This is a genomic window from Dickeya sp. Secpp 1600 (assembly GCF_003049805.1).
In the GTDB taxonomy this organism is placed as follows: Bacteria; Pseudomonadota; Gammaproteobacteria; order Enterobacterales; family Enterobacteriaceae; genus Dickeya; species Dickeya fangzhongdai.
On the sequence record NZ_CP023484.1, the window covers coordinates 2,547,004 to 2,564,623 of the forward strand.

Annotated in this window: 15 protein-coding genes and 1 pseudogene; 9 read left to right on the forward strand and 7 right to left on the reverse strand. The window is 56.0% G+C overall.

From position 1 onward, the window contains the following. Nucleotides 1-86: 86 nt before the first annotated feature. The 4 genes from CPA59_RS11405 to CPA59_RS11420 are packed head-to-tail and all read right to left on the reverse strand — an operon-like array spanning nucleotide 87 to nucleotide 4,020. Nucleotides 87-1,214 carry an extracellular solute-binding protein gene (locus CPA59_RS11405; protein WP_107759415.1) on the reverse strand — a complete coding sequence of 376 codons (1,128 nt, stop codon included), beginning with the start codon at nucleotides 1,212-1,214 and terminating at the stop codon, nucleotides 87-89. A 35-nt stretch (nucleotides 1,215-1,249) separates the two neighbouring features. After that, nucleotides 1,250-2,083, reverse strand: a complete 834-nt coding sequence (locus tag CPA59_RS11410) for an ABC transporter permease (protein ID WP_038919090.1) — start codon at nucleotides 2,081-2,083, stop codon at nucleotides 1,250-1,252. Between the two features lie 3 nt (nucleotides 2,084-2,086). Next, nucleotides 2,087-2,941, reverse strand: a complete 855-nt coding sequence (locus CPA59_RS11415) for an ABC transporter permease (protein ID WP_107759417.1) — start codon at nucleotides 2,939-2,941, stop codon at nucleotides 2,087-2,089. Next, on the reverse strand, nucleotides 2,938-4,020 hold the full coding sequence (locus CPA59_RS11420; protein WP_038919092.1) for an ABC transporter ATP-binding protein: 1,083 nt from the start codon (nucleotides 4,018-4,020) through the stop codon (nucleotides 2,938-2,940). The genes CPA59_RS11415 and CPA59_RS11420 overlap by 4 nt, the downstream gene beginning before the upstream one ends. A 360-nt stretch (nucleotides 4,021-4,380) precedes the next feature. Between CPA59_RS11420 and CPA59_RS11425 the strand changes: the two genes are divergently transcribed. Then, on the forward strand, nucleotides 4,381-5,505 hold the full coding sequence (locus tag CPA59_RS11425) for an ROK family protein (RefSeq protein WP_038919093.1): 1,125 nt from the start codon (nucleotides 4,381-4,383) through the stop codon (nucleotides 5,503-5,505). A gap of 49 nt (nucleotides 5,506-5,554) precedes the next feature. Here the strand turns inward: CPA59_RS11425 and CPA59_RS11430 are convergent, their stop codons facing one another. Then, complete coding sequence (locus CPA59_RS11430) at nucleotides 5,555-6,445, reverse strand: LysR family transcriptional regulator (RefSeq protein WP_107760810.1); 891 nt, start codon at nucleotides 6,443-6,445, stop codon at nucleotides 5,555-5,557. A gap of 298 nt (nucleotides 6,446-6,743) precedes the next feature. Between CPA59_RS11430 and CPA59_RS11440 the strand changes: the two genes are divergently transcribed. Both CPA59_RS11440 and CPA59_RS11445 read left to right on the forward strand, forming a co-directional pair. Then, nucleotides 6,744-7,250 (forward strand): phenolic acid decarboxylase, encoded by a 507-nt coding sequence (locus CPA59_RS11440; protein WP_107759419.1) that lies wholly within the window; start codon nucleotides 6,744-6,746, stop codon nucleotides 7,248-7,250. A gap of 211 nt (nucleotides 7,251-7,461) precedes the next feature. Next, nucleotides 7,462-8,739, forward strand: coding sequence for a PTS ascorbate transporter subunit IIC (locus tag CPA59_RS11445; RefSeq protein ID WP_038919095.1), 1,278 nt, complete (start codon nucleotides 7,462-7,464; stop codon nucleotides 8,737-8,739). Nucleotides 8,740-8,820: 81 nt separating this feature from the next. On the opposite strand, the gene CPA59_RS11450 is transcribed toward CPA59_RS11445, so the two are convergent. Continuing rightward, entirely contained in the window at nucleotides 8,821-10,779 is a 1,959-nt protein-coding gene (locus CPA59_RS11450; RefSeq protein ID WP_038919096.1) for a methyl-accepting chemotaxis protein, read from the reverse strand. Nucleotides 10,780-11,010: 231 nt separating this feature from the next. Further along, entirely contained in the window at nucleotides 11,011-11,580 is a 570-nt protein-coding gene (locus tag CPA59_RS11455; RefSeq protein WP_038919097.1) for a hypothetical protein, read from the reverse strand. Nucleotides 11,581-11,614: 34 nt separating this feature from the next. On the opposite strand from CPA59_RS11455, the gene CPA59_RS22885 reads away from it, so the two are divergent. From CPA59_RS22885 to uspE, 6 genes and pseudogenes are all read left to right on the forward strand, one after another. Continuing rightward, entirely contained in the window at nucleotides 11,615-11,938 is a 324-nt protein-coding gene (locus CPA59_RS22885; protein WP_159077939.1) for a hypothetical protein, read from the forward strand. A 95-nt stretch (nucleotides 11,939-12,033) separates the two neighbouring features. Continuing rightward, complete coding sequence (gene sodC / locus CPA59_RS11460) at nucleotides 12,034-12,558, forward strand: superoxide dismutase family protein (protein WP_049855429.1); 525 nt, start codon at nucleotides 12,034-12,036, stop codon at nucleotides 12,556-12,558. Nucleotides 12,559-12,886: 328 nt separating this feature from the next. Continuing rightward, nucleotides 12,887-14,830 (forward strand): methyl-accepting chemotaxis protein, encoded by a 1,944-nt coding sequence (locus tag CPA59_RS11465; RefSeq protein WP_038919101.1) that lies wholly within the window; start codon nucleotides 12,887-12,889, stop codon nucleotides 14,828-14,830. Nucleotides 14,831-15,004: 174 nt separating this feature from the next. Next, on the forward strand, nucleotides 15,005-15,544 hold the full coding sequence (ogt, locus tag CPA59_RS11470; RefSeq protein WP_038919102.1) for a methylated-DNA--[protein]-cysteine S-methyltransferase: 540 nt from the start codon (nucleotides 15,005-15,007) through the stop codon (nucleotides 15,542-15,544). 163 nt (nucleotides 15,545-15,707) lie between these two features. Next, nucleotides 15,708-16,459, forward strand: a pseudogene (fnr, locus tag CPA59_RS11475) (fumarate/nitrate reduction transcriptional regulator Fnr). A 133-nt stretch (nucleotides 16,460-16,592) separates the two neighbouring features. After that, a complete protein-coding gene (uspE, locus tag CPA59_RS11480) occupies nucleotides 16,593-17,558 on the forward strand; it encodes a universal stress protein UspE (RefSeq protein ID WP_038919103.1) in 966 nt (321 codons plus the stop codon). The last annotated feature ends 62 nt before the right edge of the window (nucleotides 17,559-17,620 follow it).

Below are 17,620 nucleotides of genomic sequence, written 5' to 3' on the forward strand. Positions count from 1 at the left end.
AAGCCTCAGTTGGTTAAACATCAGTTGGTTAAACATCAGTTGGCTAAACGTCAACGGTTCAAACGTCATAACAAGACCGCGCGATGTCATTTCAGCATCACGTTTTGGATAAACTGCTTTTTGATTTCATCGCCCAACGGCTTGGCCGCCCAGGCAAAACTGCGCGACCGATCCAGCGCATCCGCCGCCTGCGCGCCGTCGCCTGTCGGCGTCAACAACGCAGTGCCGAACTGCGTATGAAAGCGCTGTTGCGTGTCCGGCTGCGTCAGCCAGTGGATAAACAGTAACGCCGCCGCCTTGTGTTTGGCGTTGGCCGGAATCCCCACCACATTGCCGCCGCCCGGCATGCCAAAATCAGGCAGGTAGAACTTGATGTCCGGCGACACTTCGCCTTTGCGCTGTAGCGAAAGCACCAAATCCTCCCATGACGCGGCGAGTTTAAATTCGCCGGCATTCAGTCGGGTAATGCTGTCGGCATTGGACGCGCTGATCACCATGCTGCTCTTGTAACGGTTGAACCAGCGCCAGGACGGCGCAAGCCGTTGCAACACCTCCGGCGCGGCATTGCCGTCGCGGTAGTTCACGTCGGTGACCAATGCCCGGGTGACGGATTCGATAAACGCCGGACCGGAGCCGCCATTTTCCACGTTAAAGGCGAACTCACCGGGGTTTTTCACCAGAAACTGTTCGAACTGAGGCAGTGAGTGCGGCAGCGCGGCCGCGTCGATGCGGGCCGAATTGTAGGCGATCACGGTCTGATTGCCCCAGAACGCCACCGCGTAGCCCTGGGTATCGACCCCTTCGATCTGGTAGGTCAGCTTGTCGCCGGCCGGCAACCGGGATCTGAGCGGCCCCCAGAACAGTTTGGAGCCGTTTAACAACCCGAACTGGCTGCCGCCCACCGAGATTACGTCGATATCGCCTTGCTCACGGTGCTGTTCCGCCAGCAGTTTATTGATGCTGGCCATCGCCTCGCCATCCGGAATGGTGACCCGAATGCCATACTGTTTCTCGAACGCCTTCACTTCTTCGCGCAACCGGTCCTGATAGTACCAGTTGAACCAGGTAAGCTGACCTTCCTGACGCGCCTGCGTCTCCACATCCTGCCAGGACATCGCGTTCAGGTCCGCCGCCTGCGCCGGATACAACGGCAACAGCAGTGCCGGCAGCGCCATCAGCTTTCGTAGGTTTGACAGCTTGAGTCGAGTAAGCATGCAAGATTCCCCTGAATGGTTAAGCGGCATCGTCGCTATCCTTTGTTGACGAACGCAGACGCCGGAACATTTTTGAGACAGCGCTCCATCAGCAGCATCAACACCACGTTGGGTACCACCAGAATCAGCGACACCACCGCCGCGTTGGGCCGAATGAAGTTATAACCCAGGTACGAATACAGAATGGTCGGCACGGTGATAAAGTCGGGCGCGCCCACAATGTAGGAAACGGAAAACTCTTCGATGGACAGAATGAACACCATGATCATCGCCGCCATCGTCCCGGACTGAAGCGCCGGCCAGTAAGCCACCCGGAAGATTTCCCGTCGGGAGGCCCCCAGGTTGCGCGCCGCATCCACCAGATCCTGCCGGACCTGACTGAAAGAGACGCTCAGAATGCGGATGGCGTACGGCAGAAACAGCACCGTGTGACCGAGAAAGATCCCCATGAAACGCGAGTACACGCCCAGCCTCGTCAGTAACGAGGAGAAGAAGATCGCCACCACGAACCCCGGCAGCACAATCGGCAGCAGCGTCAACGCCTGCGCCAGCCCTTTGCCGGGAAACGACAGCCGACCAAACGCGTAGGCGGTCGGCATCGCCAACAGCAGGCAGGTCAGCGTCACCATCGGCGCCAGCAGATAGCTGTGCAACAGCGCGTCGGGCAGCGATGTGTTGTGCCATAATTCACGCCAGCGCAGCAGCGACAATACCGGCGGGAAGACATCCGGGTACGCCCACGGGTGCGACGGATCCACCAATGACCACAGCACCGCCATAGCAAACGGCAGAATCAGCCAGACGGTCCCCAACAGCAGGATCACCGCTACCAGCAGGCGGTTGAGTCGGTCAATCACAGCCTGTTGCATCGGCTATCTCCTCATCCCGTTCACAACCACGCGCGCCGCCACCGCCAACAACCCGGCGCCCGCCAGCGACAACAACATCAGCATCACCGCCACCACCGCCGCCTGATTCCAACCCTCAGCGCCCGACTGCTGCACGCGCAGCATCAGTTGCGACATGGAATTGAGATTGACCGGCCCCGCCACCGACTGAAAGGAAAAATCGCCGGCGGCGCCGATAAAGATCAGCATCATCGCCGTCTGCAACGCCCGCAGCGTCAGCGGCAGCACAATGCGGCGAAAACGGACCCAGGCGCCGGCGCCGAGATTACGGGCGGCGTCCAGCACCGCGTCGCCGATGGTCTGTACCGAACCGCTCAGCAGCAGCAACGCAAACGGCATCTGTTTCCAGATCTGCAACAGAACCACGCCGATGCCGCTGGCGTCGTTTTGCATCCGAATCGGCCGCTCCGTCAGCCCCAGCCGTAGCATGGCGACATTGAGAAACCCCTGATAAGAGATGAAATTGACGAACAGAAACGCCGCGGTCAGCCCCGGCACCAGCAGCGGCGCTTTCAGCAACGCACGCAGGGTGACGGCCCCCGGAAACGGCTTGCGCAGCCAAATCGCCAGCGGGTAGGCCAGCGCCACCGACAGCAGCGCGCTGAGCAGCGCAATGCGCGCCGAGTAGAAAAAAGAGCGCCACAGTTGTTCGTCGATCAGCATGGTTTGCCAGAAACGCAGCGATAACCCGCTGTCACCGGCAAAATTGAAGAACCCCAGCGACTGGGAAAACGCCATCCCCAGCACCGCGCCCATCGCCAGCACGATGATCCCCAGCCCCGGCAGCAGCATCAGGTAAGCCATCAACGACGATCTCATGCCGCCACCGCCTCGCGTAAAAACCGCAACGCGCCGGGCGCCAGCGAAAAATAGTAGGTTTCGCCCTCCAGCAGCGGCTGATAACCCAACAGTTGGATACGGTAATGAACGTTGTCGGTATCCTGATGATAGCCTTCAACATCCGTCAGATTGCCGAGAAAGGTCTGGCGTTTAACCCGCAGCGAAAAGATATTCTGCCCCAGCGCGGGCAACGACAGCAGGCAGGCGTTTTCCGGCCGCCAGCAGAGATAGACCCGCTGCTGAGCCGGCGGCTCGTCCGACGCCACTGTGAATTCGCCCAGCGCGGTGGCGACCCGATACTGCCCGGCGTCCCCATCCCGCGCGGTGACCGTACCCACCATAATGTTGGCGGTGCCGATAAAATCGGCCACAAAGCGGTTGACCGGCCGGTGATAAATCTCCTGCGGGGTTCCAGACTGAATCACGCTGCCGCCGTGCATCACGATTACCCTATCGGACATCGCCAGCGCCTCCGCCTGGTCGTGAGTCACATAAACCGCGGTAAAACCGTGCTTACGCTGCAAGGCGCGGATCTGCAACCGCAGTTGCTCGCGCAGCCGGGCATCCAGATTGGACAAAGGCTCGTCGAACAGCATCACATCCGGGCGCACCGCCATTGAACGCGCCAGCGCCACTCGCTGCTGCTGACCGCCTGATAGCTGGGTGGGCAATTTATCCAGATGCCCGGCCATCGCCACGGTCAGCGCAGTTTCAACGACCCGGTGGCTCAACGCTTCCCGCGGTATTTTGCGCTGCTGTAATCCAAAGGCGATGTTTTCCGATACCGTCAGGTGGGGAAACAGCGCATAAGACTGAAAGCACATCGCCGTATTGCGTTTTTCCGGCTCCAGGCCGTTCATTTCCCGGCCGCCAATGCGGATATGCCCGCCGTCCAGCGGGACAAAACCGGCAATGGCGCGCAGCAGCGTGGTTTTGCCGCATCCGGACGGCCCCAGCAGCGTGACGAACTCTCCTTCGTTAACGTCAAACGACACCCCTTTGAGGACAGCAACATCACCGTAGGCCACACTGGCGCGCTCCACTTCCAGTCTACTCATTACATAGTCTCCCGTGAGTCGCAAGGCATCATGTTCAGCAAGGTGAAAACGTCGTTAATTCAACTTATAATGCAGTATGCATAATAATAATGACAGATATGTTGCAAAGATGTAGTCAAAAGAAGAAGACTTAATTTATTGATATCAAGATAAATATATAAAAACATCCTACAGATTCGTTTTCGACACGCTTATTTTGGGGTTGTATATCATGCATGGTGAAATTATCATTCGTTATGTTTAATAATTCACACGATATGCATTAGCGGCGACGCCTCGTTGGCGCTGATTTAACCGCACGATTTAGCGATATAAAAAGGATCGGCACACCATGAATACTCGCCCTGGAACCAGCATCTGATGCGGTCAATACTTCACGCTGACGAAAGCATTACCGTGAACGAACGTATGGTGCTGGACATTGTCCGCCGCCATCGGCACATCATGCGTTCGGCGGTGTCCCCGCAGACCAACCTCACCCAACCGTCGGTACACCGCATCATCGACAGCCTGCTGGAACGCGGACTGCTGCGGCTGGGCGAAAGCGTCGTGCACGGACGCGGCAAACCCAGCCCGTCGCTGGAACTGACGCCCGCCGCGCGCTACAGCATCGGCATTTCGGTAAATACCGATATGCTGGCGTTCTGCCTGTGCGATTTCAGTTGCCAGGTCGTGCATGAAGAAACGCTGGATATCGCGCTGGATGACCGCACGCGGGCGATGTTTGCGCTGAAAGACCGGGTGCGCAAGGCGCTGCAACGCTATGCCATTCCGGCGTCGGCCGTCGTCGGCATCGGGTTCGCCATCGCCGGTTATCTGATGGAAGAGAAACGGCTGTTCAATGCACCGGAACCGCTACGCGACTGGTCACTGGTGGATCTTAAAAGCGAGCTGGAAACCCTTTTCGATCTGGATGTCTGGACGGAGAACAACGCCACCACCGGCGCCATCGGCGAATCCGTGCTAGGCGCGGGGCTGCAATACCCCACCTTTGGCTACCTGTCGTTCAATTACGGGTTTGGCGCCGGCCTCATCCTCAATGGGCAGCCTTTTTCCGGCGCGTTCGGCAATGCCGGGGAGATCAGCCGTATTTATACCGAACAGGAATTTACCTCCCGCCCGGCGCTGGGCGAACTGCTCAAGCGGCTCAATGCGCGCGGGATCGATATCCAGCGGGTCAGCGCCCTGCGCCAGCAGTTCGACCCGCAATGGCCGGGCGTGGACGAGTGGGTGGCGGAAGTCAGGCCGTACCTGAACCGGGCGATTGACGCGTTGCGGGCGGTGATTGACCCGGCCGCTATCGTGTTTGGCGGCGAATTGCCGACGGCGCTGGGCGAGATGCTGCTCGACGTACCGCCGATCCAACAGCCGCCGCGTTACGGCCTCGCCGCCCACTATCCCCAGCTGTTGCTAAGCCGGATCCAGCACGACCCGTCGGTGATTGGCGCGGCGTTGATGCCGTTCAAAGCGCGTTATTTCGCCTGACGGCTACTTGGTGTAAACCGCCGGTAAGTCAGGGTGACAACGTCACTTTTCAGACTGACGTTGCCGCAGCTGTCAGCAACGTTACCAGAGTGGCGACCTCTGCGTCGCAGGGCTGTTTTTCTTCCTCCACCACCAGATACAACGGTGTGAAACGCCGCCCGCCCTGCGGCAGCGGCAGCGGTTTCAGCTCGCCGGAAGCCAGCCAGGGCGCGATGCGCGCCTCCGGCATCCAGCCATAACCGACGCCATGCATGACGGCTTCTATCGCGGCTTCGACCGTGGTGAACGTCCAGTTTTCGGCGCTGGCCGGCTTACGCAAACTGTCTTTTTGCTGTTGCCGGTCGATGATTTCAATCAGCGGATACGCTGCGAGATCCTGAAACGATAACGGCGCGGCTAGCCGGTGCAACGGATGTTCAGCCCGGGCGACGGCCACAAACGCCATTTCCATCAGTAGCCGCCCCCGGTTGATGCCCTCCCACGGTCGGGAAATCAGCCAGATATCCGCCTGATAATCCGCCAGTTGCGCCCGGCTTTCACTGCGCAGCACCTCCATCAGATGCACCTGCGTATGCGGGTGGCGAGACTGAAAGGTGCGCAGCGCGCTAAACAGCATGGATTTAGGAAAAATACTGTCCACCACCAGATCGATTCTGGCTCGCCCGCCACGCCGTAGCACTTCCGCCCGCGACTCCAGCGCCTGAAAAGCGTTTAGCAACGGAATCACCTGCGCCAGCAATTGCTGCCCCTGCGCCGTCAGCACCGTTCTGCGCCCGGATGGCGCCAGCAGCGACACACCCAGCCGCTCCTGCATCAACGACAATTGGTAACTGACCGAAGATTGACTGCGGTTGAACGCCTGCGCCGCCGGGGCAAAACCGCCCAGCTCCACCACCGCCTGCAGCAGCGTCCATTGTTCCAGTGTGGTTTTCGTCAACATCATGCTTCAGCCCGCCTTTGTGTACCGAGTGTATCGTTCAGCCATCGCCTCAATTCATCTAATTATCGAATTAATTAGCGCTAAAAACAGCGTTATTCATCAATTTAATCCGCTTTTATACTCCCGTTAACAGCCTATCCCAATAGGCGTAATTGGCGTAGCCAGTTTGGACACGGGAAGCCGCGGAGAACCCGGAGCGTACACGTAGTACGTGAGGAGTTCGAGCACTGCCCAGAGCCAAAATGGCAAGTAAAATAGCCTATTGGGACAGGCTCTAAGTCAACAAAAGGAAAACAGTATGAGTAGCTTCGACAAACAGGATCTCAGCGGTTTTGTGGGAAAACATCTGGTCTACACCTACGACAACGGCTGGAATTACGAGATCTACGTGAAAAACGATCACACGCTGGATTACCGCATTCACAGCGGTATCGTGGGCAATCGCTGGGTGAAGGACCAACAGGTATTTATCGCCCGCGTCGCCCGTGACGTCTACAAAATCTCCTGGACGGAACCGACCGGCACCGACGTGAGCCTGATCATCAATCTGGGCGATCGGATTTTCCACGGCACCATTTTCTTCCCCCGTTGGGTCATCAATAACCCGGAAAAAACCGTCTGCTTCCAGAACGATCACATTCCGCTGATGGAGTCTTATCGTGCGGCAGGACCGGCCTACCCGACTGAAGTGATTGACGAATTCGCCACCATTACCTTTGTGCGCGACTGCGGCGAAGACGATAACAACGTTATCAATTGCCCGGCCAGCGACCTGCCGGACAATTTCCCGCAGAATCTGCGTTAAGTCACCCTGCGGCGGGCCGCCCGGTTCGCCGTCTCTTTTCCCCAGCCGTACCGCATTCATACCAACGCTATACGCCTGCGCCGGGCAAAATCAGACATCATCAAATTGAAGTGGAACGCCGTTTTGAAAAATGCAAAAATCACCCGTTCCGCGTGAATACGCCCGTTTTCACGCTTTACAGAATAACCGTTAACTTTATGGATGAAGAAATATGGATATTTTGCTTAGTCTGGTCAAAACCCCGGCGGTGATTATCGCCATCGTGGCGTTTCTCGGGTTGCTGTTTCAGCGCGCCCCGCTTTCCCGCCTGATTACCGGCACCTTTCTGTCTTTTATCGGTTTTACCATGATAAAAATTGGCGGCAGCATTCTGATGAAAGTGCTGACCGCCTTCAGTTCGCTGTTTTCTCACGCCTTCGATATTGTCGGCGTGGTGCCCAGCAATGAGGCCATCATGGCGGCGACCATTGACAAAATTGGCGCGACCGCCGCGCTGATCCTGTTGTTCGCCATGGTGCTGAATATTCTGTTGGCCCGATTTACCCGGTTGAAATACATCTACCTGTCGCTACATCTGGTGCTGTTCATGGCCTTTGCCTTTACCGCGGTACTGATTCAGCTCAATTACAGCAATACCACCATCATTGTGGTGTCCTCACTGCTGATCGGCGTTTACATGGCCGCGTCGCCCTATATTCTCAGCCGATTCAGCCGCACCATCATCGGCTCCAACGAATACGCCATTTCCCATGCCGCCATCTCGTCCTATGTGTTGGGGTCGTATATGGGAAAATGGTTCGGCAACAAAAACAGCGACACCGAACATCTGACGCTCAGTCAACGCTTCGACTTTCTCCGCGAACCGAATGTGGCCACGCTGTTGACCATGCTGGTGCTGTTGCTGCTTTCCTGCCTGTTCGCCACCCGGCCGCAAATCAGGGACGCGATGGTGATGGTGTACGGCGCGGGCGCTGCGGATAAAAACGTGGTGATTTTCATTCTGGAACAGTCCGCCACCTTCGCCTGCGGTCTTTATCTGGCCAAGGCCGGCGTGAACCTGTTCACGGCTGAAATCGTGCCGGCGTTCAAGGGCTTCGCCAATGTGTTCGCTCCCGGCGCCATTCCGGCGGTCGATGTGATGGTGCTGTTTACCAAAGCGCCCAACGCCACACTGATCGGCTTTCTGATCAGTTTCTCGGTGGAGCTGGTGTGCATTCTGCTGTTCCCGCTGATTGGGCTGCCGATTATCGTGCCCGGCATCATGGCCAGTTTTATCACCGGCGGCGCCGCCGCCATTTTCGGCAACGCCACCGGCGGCGTGCGCGGCGCGGTGATCGCCAGCAGCCTGAATGGTCTGCTGCTGTGCGTGCTGCCGGCGCTGACATTGCCGTTGTTTTCGCATCTTGGCGCGCAGGGCGTCACGTTCGCCGACCCGGATTTCACGCTGCCGGCGCTGATTCTGGATCGTCTGCTGCGCTGGTTTAACTGACGTATTGTTCAGCCCATCCCAAAACACAACGGCAGGCCACCAGGGCCTGCCGTTTTTCTCTGCCATACCGAATACGTCGGCTCAGAAAGTCGTCCAGTTATCCGCTGACGAACTGTCTGAACGACCGGCGGGCAAGGCGGCGGGACGAGCGCTGCGATCCGCTATCTGCGCTCTGCTGTCCGCCATGCGCGGGCGAGCGGCAAGCGCCGGCTCATCCTGTGGCGACAGACGGAATACCGACACCAGCCGCGACAACTTCGCCGCCTCATCTTCCAACGAATTCGACGCCGCAGACGATTCATGCACCATTGAGGCGTTCTGCTGAATGGTGGTATCCATTTCCGATACCGCCGCGCCTATTTGCGCGATGCCGCGGCTCTGTTCATCCGACGCCGAAGCGATTTCGCCCATGATGTCATGTACCCGTTTGACGGATGCCATAATGTCATCCATCGCGCTCCCTGCGTCCGACACCAGCACCGTCCCGGTATTCACCCGGGTCACCGACTCTGAAATCAGCCCTTCAATCTCTTTTGCCGCCTGGGAACTGCGCTGCGCCAGATTGCGCACCTCACCGGCCACCACCGCAAAACCGCGCCCCTGTTCCCCTGCGCGCGCCGCTTCCACCGCGGCGTTCAGCGCCAGGATATTGGTCTGGAACGCAATGCTGTTGATGACGGTGGTAATATCGGAAATCTTTTTCGAACTACCGGAAATATCATCCATGGTCTGGATCACCTTGTGGATGATCTCGCCGCCCCGATTGGCGTTACCGGAAGCCTGCTCGGAAATCTGGCTGGCATGCCGGGCATTGTCGGCGTTGTTTTTCACCGTGGCGGTCAACTGCTCCATGCTGGCGGCGGTTTCCACGATCGCCGACGACTGCTGTTCAGTACGCGACGACAGATCATTGTTACCGGCGGCGATATCCGAAGAGGCTTTCGCCACGCTGTAGACGCTGTGCCGGATATCGGCGATCAGCTGACGCAATTTTTCAGTCATCGACATCATCGCCAGCGTCAGTTGCCCCAGCTCATCATGGCGTTCCACCACCACACTGGCCGACAGATCGCCGCCGGCGATCTTCTCCGCCAGTTTCAGGTTGGCGATCACCGGTCGGGTAATCTGGCGGGTAACCGACCAGGCAATGAATAGCCCCAGCACTACAGCGGCGATGCCGGAAATGACCGTCTGGAACACCGAGTTATTGATAATATCGTTGTTACGAACGCCGATTTTTTTGAGAATGCCATCGATATCGCTAATCAGTTTGTCACCGGTCGCCCTGAGCGCGGAATCAGTCGTTCTCAACTGATTAACCTTGTCGTTGTATTTCACTCCGCTCTGGTTATAGCGCTCAATTCGGTTACCGAGTTCGCCGACGCTATTTTTAGCCTCCGCAGGGAGCAATCCATTCAGGGTGTCGAAGGATTTTTTCGCCTGATCATACCCCCCCTGCATCGATTTAAACGCCGCTTCGCTGCCTTCCTTTTGCAACAGATGCACTTTATCCACCAGCTGTGCGTAGAGCACGGTGGTTTGATGGTACTGACGCAACAGAGTGGTATCGCTTAAACTGGTGTAAAGCGCATCGCTCAGGGCTTCTTTCTGGTCAAGCGCGGCGATCTCTTTGGTGACATCGTTCATGCCGTCAACACTGTTTTTGACACGATCGATATTTTTGGCGTATTCCGTAAAGTCCTGCGCCACATTGCTAAAATCGCTCTGATACGTCGCATCCCAACGCAGCGCGTTGGCTTTTTCATTTAGCTGACGAGCCTGTTCAAGGTATTTATTCAGGTTGTTGAGGTTGTCATTATTGAGCGTATACGTGAATTTAATACGAGCAATTCGGGTAAGATCAATAAAGTTTCCCATTTCATTCATGATCGAACTTTTGACATACAAATCCTGAATCATGAAAAAACGGACCGAACTGAAGGCCGACGCCAAAATAACCAGCAGCAGCACAAGGCCAAATCCGCCATACATCTTGTGAGAGATCTTTAGATTTCGCACATAATTCCCAAACACACTCATCCTTGCTTCTCCGACTGGGTGGAAGGCGCCGTGATAAAGGCGACAGATATTTTTACTTATCGGAATAAAATGGTGTTTTTTTAGCAAAATTGGGTGACAGAAATCACATTTCGTGCAAAACAATGCTTTATTTCAATCAAAAATGATTGGTTGTCATCATCAGCACCGTGATTCTCAACAAAACAAGCCCCTGCCGGAAGGCAAGGGCTGAGCAGTCGGGCAAAAATGTGGTTATTTTGCCGCCAGTAGATTTTTCCCAATCGCCAGCGCCACGCTGGCCTGACGCTGCTGCGCCGGCTCAAACAATTTGTTGTCCACCAGCGTCACCGGCTGGATTTCAACGATACGGCCTTTAACCACGGCGGAGCACAGCGAATGCACCACCTGGTCATTCAGAATGGTCAACAGGCAACGGAATTTGGGTGAGCCATCAGCAACCAGATCCTTTTTTTCCGGCCGGATGCGTTGGCGCAGCATCTCTTTTTCGGAACTGGCGACCACGGCATCCAGTTCACTGTCGCCAGCCACCGCCTGCCCGTTTGCCAACGGCGGCGTATAAATGGTGACCAGCGCCTTACGCTTGGTTGCGGTATCCACATATTCCGCCTGTACCGAATGCTCTTTCGCATCCACCTCCACCCTCTGCCGTTTCAAACCATCGACAACCGTCGGCAGTGCATCGGCCAGTTGTTGCGAGGTATAGCCGGCGATCAGATCCGGATTGCTGTTGTCGGCAAAACCATAGAGCGGCATAGCCAGTAACAAACCGCACAGTCCTTTCGTTATCACGCCCTTACTCATTTTCTTCTCTCCTTAATACGCCTGATTTTTTGATATGAACCATCCCCTGATAACACTATATATCGAATTGTTTTTTTATCAGTGTGATAGCGTCAATTTTTACCGCAATTCGGTTGTTCCGAAACGCTATCGCCGATTCGGCGCGACGATCGGTAATCCGCCGTTCGGCTTTTTCCCGACGCTTCCCCTTTCTTACCCTGTTCAACCCGACACGCACGTCAGCGACGAAACCGAAACCCAGAGCAGGCTATACACGCCTTTTTCCGCGCCGCTGCGGGCAAATCGCGAAGCAAAAAGTGACAACGTCACCACAAAGACTGGCGCGCCGTACCACGGCAACTATAGTTTTGTTGGGTGACCCGACACCACTCAGTCCTCTGCATGGCCGCCGGTTGCGCGGCGCAGTGAACCAACACGCTGAAAACCCATGACAATGGCAAAGAAGGGAACATCATGAAACTGAAAGCATTGATTCTGTCCAGCCTGTTCGTCAGCGCGATAGCCGGCGCCGCCAGCACCACGGTAACGCTAAAAGAAGCGTTGCCAACCGGAGACGGCAACACGCTTGGCGATATCACCATCACCGAAACAGAATACGGTCTGCTGTTCAGCCCCAATCTGAAAGGATTGCCGCCTGGCATCCACGGCTTCCACGTGCATGCCAACGCCAGCTGTGCGCCGGGCGAGCAGAACGGCAACAAGGTGCCGGCATTGGCGGCCGGCGGCCATCTGGATCCACAAAAAACCGGTCGACACCTTGGCCCTTACAACGACAAAGGACATCTTGGCGACCTGCCAGGGCTGGTGGTTAATGCCGACGGCACCGCCAGTTATGAATTACTGGCGCCGCGGTTGAAGTCGCTGTCGGAGGTGAAAGAACACGCACTGATGATTCACACCGGCGGCGATAACTACGCGGATACGCCGAAAGAGCTGGGCGGCGGCGGTATGCGTATCGCCTGCGGCGTTATCCACTAACATTTTGTCAGTTGATGCGGCCGAAGACAGACGGCTGCATCGCTGACTTCCACACCATTTCCTGACGCCTGATGTTTGCACTGAAGCGTGGAGAACACGAAAATCATTAGAATATATAAACTGTTCCGATAAGTTATGAATGTTCTGCCGCCGATATATCGGCCGATAACAAGCCACGACTGGTCGATGTGATCCCGTACACGGAAATGAGTTTCTTGCTTGTTCTGGTGGTAGTGGGTGATCGGGATCACCCACTGACCTGACGGCATCTCGTAGGATGACTTGGGCTTCCCATTAAATTAATTTAAATATAGGGAGTGGGAATATCATGTCATCTTTCCTGAGCCATATCACAATTCCGGGTTTAAAAAGGAACCGCCCTGCACGCGGGGCCTATCGCTGTGATGCTTTGCCCACTTCGCTGTCGACCCTCGGGTTACCGTCAAAACCGGGGTTACTGCTGGTATTTGTGCCGCCTGAAGCCAATTTCTCGGAGGTTAATCGCGCCTGGCAACGTTTTTCCGCCCCTCATCGCACCGTCATCACCCTCTCGTCCACCGGCGCATTATGCAGTCAGCGACATCACTCCACTTACTGTGACATGGATGGTCCGTATGGCAGTTGGCTGTGGATGCCCCAGTCGCTGATCGCCAAACATGAGGTGCATCTGGTGGATCTGCACATGCATGACAAACCCAATGCCCGCGTCAGGAACGATGCCATCAGGCGGGAACTGGAGCGCCTGGACGTCAGTATGCCGCTCTCCTCGGATAACACGTTTGCGCTGATTTATTGCGATGGCCTGGCCGCGTCGGAAGGGTTTCTGATGCAAGCCTGGTATGCCTGTCGCCGTTTCCCCTGCCTGACTATTGGCGGCGCGGCGGGCGGGCGGCTGGATTTCAGCGGAACCTACATCGGTGCGGATAACGCGGTGTTGCAGGGAAAAGCGGTGATCGTGTTCTGCCAGATGGCGCCCGGTAAGTCCTTTGCGCCGTTCAAGAGCCAGAACTTTACCCCGACGAAACAAAGCTGGCTGGTGGCGGAGGCCGACCCCGTCGCCCGCACGGTTAAATCCGTCTTTGACGCCAACGGTCATGAGCAGCCAATCATTGAGGCGATCGCCTCATGTTTACGTTGTCCGCCCGACCAGGTCGGCCAGCATCTGACAGGAAAAACCTTTGCGGTTAAAGTTAATGACGAATACTTCGTCCGCTCTGTCGCATCGATTAAAGAAGACCGCATTGCGTTTTTCTGCGATCTGGAGTTTGGCGACCGTCTGTATCTTATGCAGTCAACGGATTTTATCGCCACGACAGAGCGGGACTGGCAACAGTTCATGTCGCAATACGGCAAGCCGGATCTTGTCCTGCTCAACGACTGCGTATTACGCCGGGCCGGCAACACCAATCTGGAACAGGCCCATTTTTTTGATCAGATCCCCGCGGCGGGTTTTTCCAGTTTTGGTGAAATTCTGGGCGTGCCGATTAACCAGACGCTATCGGCGCTGGCATTTTTCAGTCGTGACGTTAAAGCGATGACGCATTTCCCGGTCGAATACGCCGCGTACGCCGGCCACTACGCCCAGCGCGCGTTGCGACGCTGGGAAGCCCTGCACGACATTCAGTCTACCGTGGTCAAGCAAGTAGTCGATTACGAGCAGGCGCTGGCGCCATTGTTAACGGCCATGCCGCAACTGGAGCAGGCGACGTTACGGCAAAGCGAGACGCTGGATGTGGCCCAAACCAGTATTCGCGCGATTAGCGACTCCGCTTCGAAGACACAGGAAGCACAGTCCCGGCTTGAAACCGGCCTCAACGATCTGGAGCGTATTTCAAAAGGCATCAGTCATATCACCAGCGGCATTAACGCCATTGCGGATAAAACCAATCTGCTGGCGCTGAATGCGGCGGTGGAAGCCGCGCGCGCCGGCGAGGCGGGCCGGGGATTCGCCGTGGTCGCCGACGAAGTGCGCAAACTGGCCAGCTCATCCAAAGAGCAGGTGGACGCCACCACTCACAGCATCAACGAAGCCGTCGAAACCATCGCGCATATCCGCGCCATTGCACAACAGACGGTAACGACGACAGCACAGATGGCGGATAAAAGCATCTCGGCGGCGAATCAAATCGCCGACATGAGCGCTGAAACAGACAGGGACCGGGCCAATATGACCGCCAACCTGAGCAATCTGAAGGATCTCGCCAGGGGCATGGATGCCATGCAGGATGCCGTCAACCAGTTGACTACTCTGCAAAAACTCGCCTCTTCCTAAACCAGCCGACAGCCGGAGGCGACGGCCGTTTTCCCCCCGCCGCCTCCGCGTTTTCCTGAAAAAATCATGCAGTTTTTATGTGACAGACGGCGCTATTAAAGCGACAATGCTGACCACGCTTAAATCAGGTTATAGCGTCATCTTAATTGACCGACGTTTCACAACACGATATCCATGCAGACATTTTTATTTGACACGCTATCTACGCCCATCGGGGAATTATTATTGATTGCCGATGAAAATTATCACCTTAGGGCAGTGGAATGGCGTGAATATGAAGAAAAATTATATCAATCTCTGAATAAGCGTTATCGCCACGATCCGTTCGTGTTAAAAGCCTGTAATAATCCTGGTGGATTAACCGATACTCTGCGCGCCTATTTCGCCGGCGACCTGCATAGCATTGAAACGCTGCCGGTAGCCGCCGCCGGGACGGATTTCCAGCGCCAGGTATGGCAGGCGCTTCGCACTATATCCTGCGGTAGTACAACTACTTATGGCGAGCTGGCCGCCAGACTCGGCCAACCGGGCGCCGCCCGCGCCGTCGGTCTGGCTAATGGCGCCAACCCGATCAGCATCGTGGTTCCCTGCCATCGGGTTATCGGCGCGCAAGGCGCGCTCACCGGTTATGCCGGCGGCATTCATCGCAAACAATGGTTATTAACTCACGAAGGGTATTTGCCGCAGCAAAATTTATTCAATACCGACCATTAACTTACCGTGGATGGCGTGTCGCCAGGGTAAAAAATCCGAATGTGATGGTAAAAATATTAATAAGCTCACTATTTATTGGTCAGTTCCAGAGATAGCGGATCTTATCAGACCCAATAAAAGCTGTTAAAATTGACCGATATCAATTATCGCCTGAGTAAAGTCTATGATTCCTGAAAAGCGAATAATCCGACGCATTCAGTCTGGCGGTTGTGCAATCCATTGTCAGGACTGCAGCATCAGCCAACTGTGTATTCCTTTCACGCTGAACGAGCATGAACTTGACCAGCTCGACAACATCATCGAAAGGAAGAAACCCATCCAGAAAGGGCAAGCGTTGTTCAAGGCCGGTGATGAACTGAAATCGCTGTACGCCATCCGCTCAGGTACCATCAAAAGCTACACCATCACCGAGCAGGGTGATGAACAGATCACCGGTTTCCATCTGGCGGGCGATCTGGTCGGGTTTGACGCCATCGGCAACGCCCAGCATCCCAGCTTCGCTCAGGCGCTGGAAACCTCCATGGTGTGCGAGATCCCGTTTGAAACGCTGGACGATCTGTCCGGTAAGATGCCCAATCTGCGTCAGCAGATGATGCGGCTGATGAGCGGCGAAATCCGTGGCGATCAGGACATGATCCTGCTGTTGTCAAAGAAAAACGCCGAAGAGCGTCTGGCGGCGTTCATCTACAACCTTCCCGCCGTTTCGCTCAGCGCGGCTTCTCGCCCCGCGAATTTCGCCTGACCATGACCCGTGGCGATATCGGCAACTATCTTGGCCTGACGGTGGAAACCATCAGTCGCCTGCTCGGCCGTTTCCAGAAAAGCGGCATGCTGGCGGTAAAAGGCAAATACATCACTATCGAAAATATCGAAACGCTGGCCGAGCTGGCCGGTACTTCACGTAGCAAAGCGTAACACCGCCTTCCCCTGACCGGATCAATGATTGCTCTGAATTGTCGATCCGGTCTTCATCACCAGTTGTTCAAAGCGATTTCCTTGCGTTACTCTTAACGGGCAGGCTGCAGAGTGACAGCCAACAGGAGGAGCTATGGCGAAGTATCAGAACTTACTGGTAGCTATTGACCCCAATCAGGATGACCAGCCCGCGTTGCGACGGGCCGTTTATCTGGTCCAGCGACTTGGTGGCCGTATCAAGGCGTTTTTGCCTATCTACGACTTTTCCTACGAAATGACCACCCTGCTCTCTCCGGATGAAAGAACCGAGATGAGACAAGGGGTTATCGCCCAACGAACCGAATGGATTGCGGAACAGTGTAAATACTATCTTGATGCGGGAATCGCTATTGATATCAAGGTGGTCTGGCATAACAAACCTTATGAAGCCATTATTCAGGAGGTGATTGCCGGTAAACACGACTTATTGCTCAAAATGGCTCATCAGCACGACCGGCTGGAAGCGGTGATTTTCACCCCAACCGACTGGCAGCTGTTGCGTAAATGCCCCTGCCCGGTGTGGATGGTGAAAGATCAGCCGTGGCCGGAAGACGGCCGTGCGCTGGTGGCGGTCAATCTGGCCAGCGAAGACCCGTATCACGATCCGCTCAATATCAAACTGGTGTCGGAAGCGTTGGATCTGGCTCGTCAGGTCAATCAGACCGAAGTTCATCTGGTGGGCGCCTACCCGGTCACGCCCATCAATATCGCCATCGAATTGCCGGATTTCGACCCCGGTGTTTACAACGGCGCCATTCGTGGTCAGCACCTGCTGGCGATGAAATCGCTGCGACAGAAATTCAACCTGGACGAACGTGTAACCCATGTGGAGAAGGGACTGCCGGAAGAGGTCATTCCCGACCTGGCAGAACATTTGCAGGCTGGCGTGGTGGTACTGGGCTCGCTGGGGCGCACCGGTTTGTCCGCTGCGTTTATCGGCAACACGGTGGAACATGTCATTGACCACCTGAAGTGCGACCTGCTGGCTATCAAACCAGACGATTTCGTCTCGCCGGTAACCCAGCAGGGAGAAGCCGACAATCCGGATGAAAACGCCTGACGTCCGTCGCGTATACCACCAAATGACAACGGGGGCCAGACGGCCCCCGTTGTGTTCCTGCA

Coding starts and splice junctions, on each gene's coding strand:
- CPA59_RS11445 (WP_038919095.1), top strand. CDS start 7,462: ATGGATATTTTGCTTAGTCTGGTCAAAACCCCGGCGGTGATTATCGCC.
- sodC (WP_049855429.1), top strand. CDS start 12,034: ATGAAACTGAAAGCATTGATTCTGTCCAGCCTGTTCGTCAGCGCGATA.
- CPA59_RS11450 (WP_038919096.1), bottom strand. CDS start 10,779: ATGAGTGTGTTTGGGAATTATGTGCGAAATCTAAAGATCTCTCACAAG.
- CPA59_RS11420 (WP_038919092.1), bottom strand. CDS start 4,020: ATGAGTAGACTGGAAGTGGAGCGCGCCAGTGTGGCCTACGGTGATGTT.
- CPA59_RS11455 (WP_038919097.1), bottom strand. CDS start 11,580: ATGAGTAAGGGCGTGATAACGAAAGGACTGTGCGGTTTGTTACTGGCT.
- CPA59_RS11405 (WP_107759415.1), bottom strand. CDS start 1,214: ATGCTTACTCGACTCAAGCTGTCAAACCTACGAAAGCTGATGGCGCTG.
- ogt (WP_038919102.1), top strand. CDS start 15,005: ATGCAGACATTTTTATTTGACACGCTATCTACGCCCATCGGGGAATTA.
- CPA59_RS22885 (WP_159077939.1), top strand. CDS start 11,615: ATGAACCATCCCCTGATAACACTATATATCGAATTGTTTTTTTATCAG.
- CPA59_RS11410 (WP_038919090.1), bottom strand. CDS start 2,083: ATGCAACAGGCTGTGATTGACCGACTCAACCGCCTGCTGGTAGCGGTG.
- CPA59_RS11440 (WP_107759419.1), top strand. CDS start 6,744: ATGAGTAGCTTCGACAAACAGGATCTCAGCGGTTTTGTGGGAAAACAT.
- uspE (WP_038919103.1), top strand. CDS start 16,593: ATGGCGAAGTATCAGAACTTACTGGTAGCTATTGACCCCAATCAGGAT.
- CPA59_RS11430 (WP_107760810.1), bottom strand. CDS start 6,445: ATGTTGACGAAAACCACACTGGAACAATGGACGCTGCTGCAGGCGGTG.
- CPA59_RS11415 (WP_107759417.1), bottom strand. CDS start 2,941: ATGAGATCGTCGTTGATGGCTTACCTGATGCTGCTGCCGGGGCTGGGG.
- CPA59_RS11465 (WP_038919101.1), top strand. CDS start 12,887: ATGTCATCTTTCCTGAGCCATATCACAATTCCGGGTTTAAAAAGGAAC.
- CPA59_RS11425 (WP_038919093.1), top strand. CDS start 4,381: ATGCGGTCAATACTTCACGCTGACGAAAGCATTACCGTGAACGAACGT.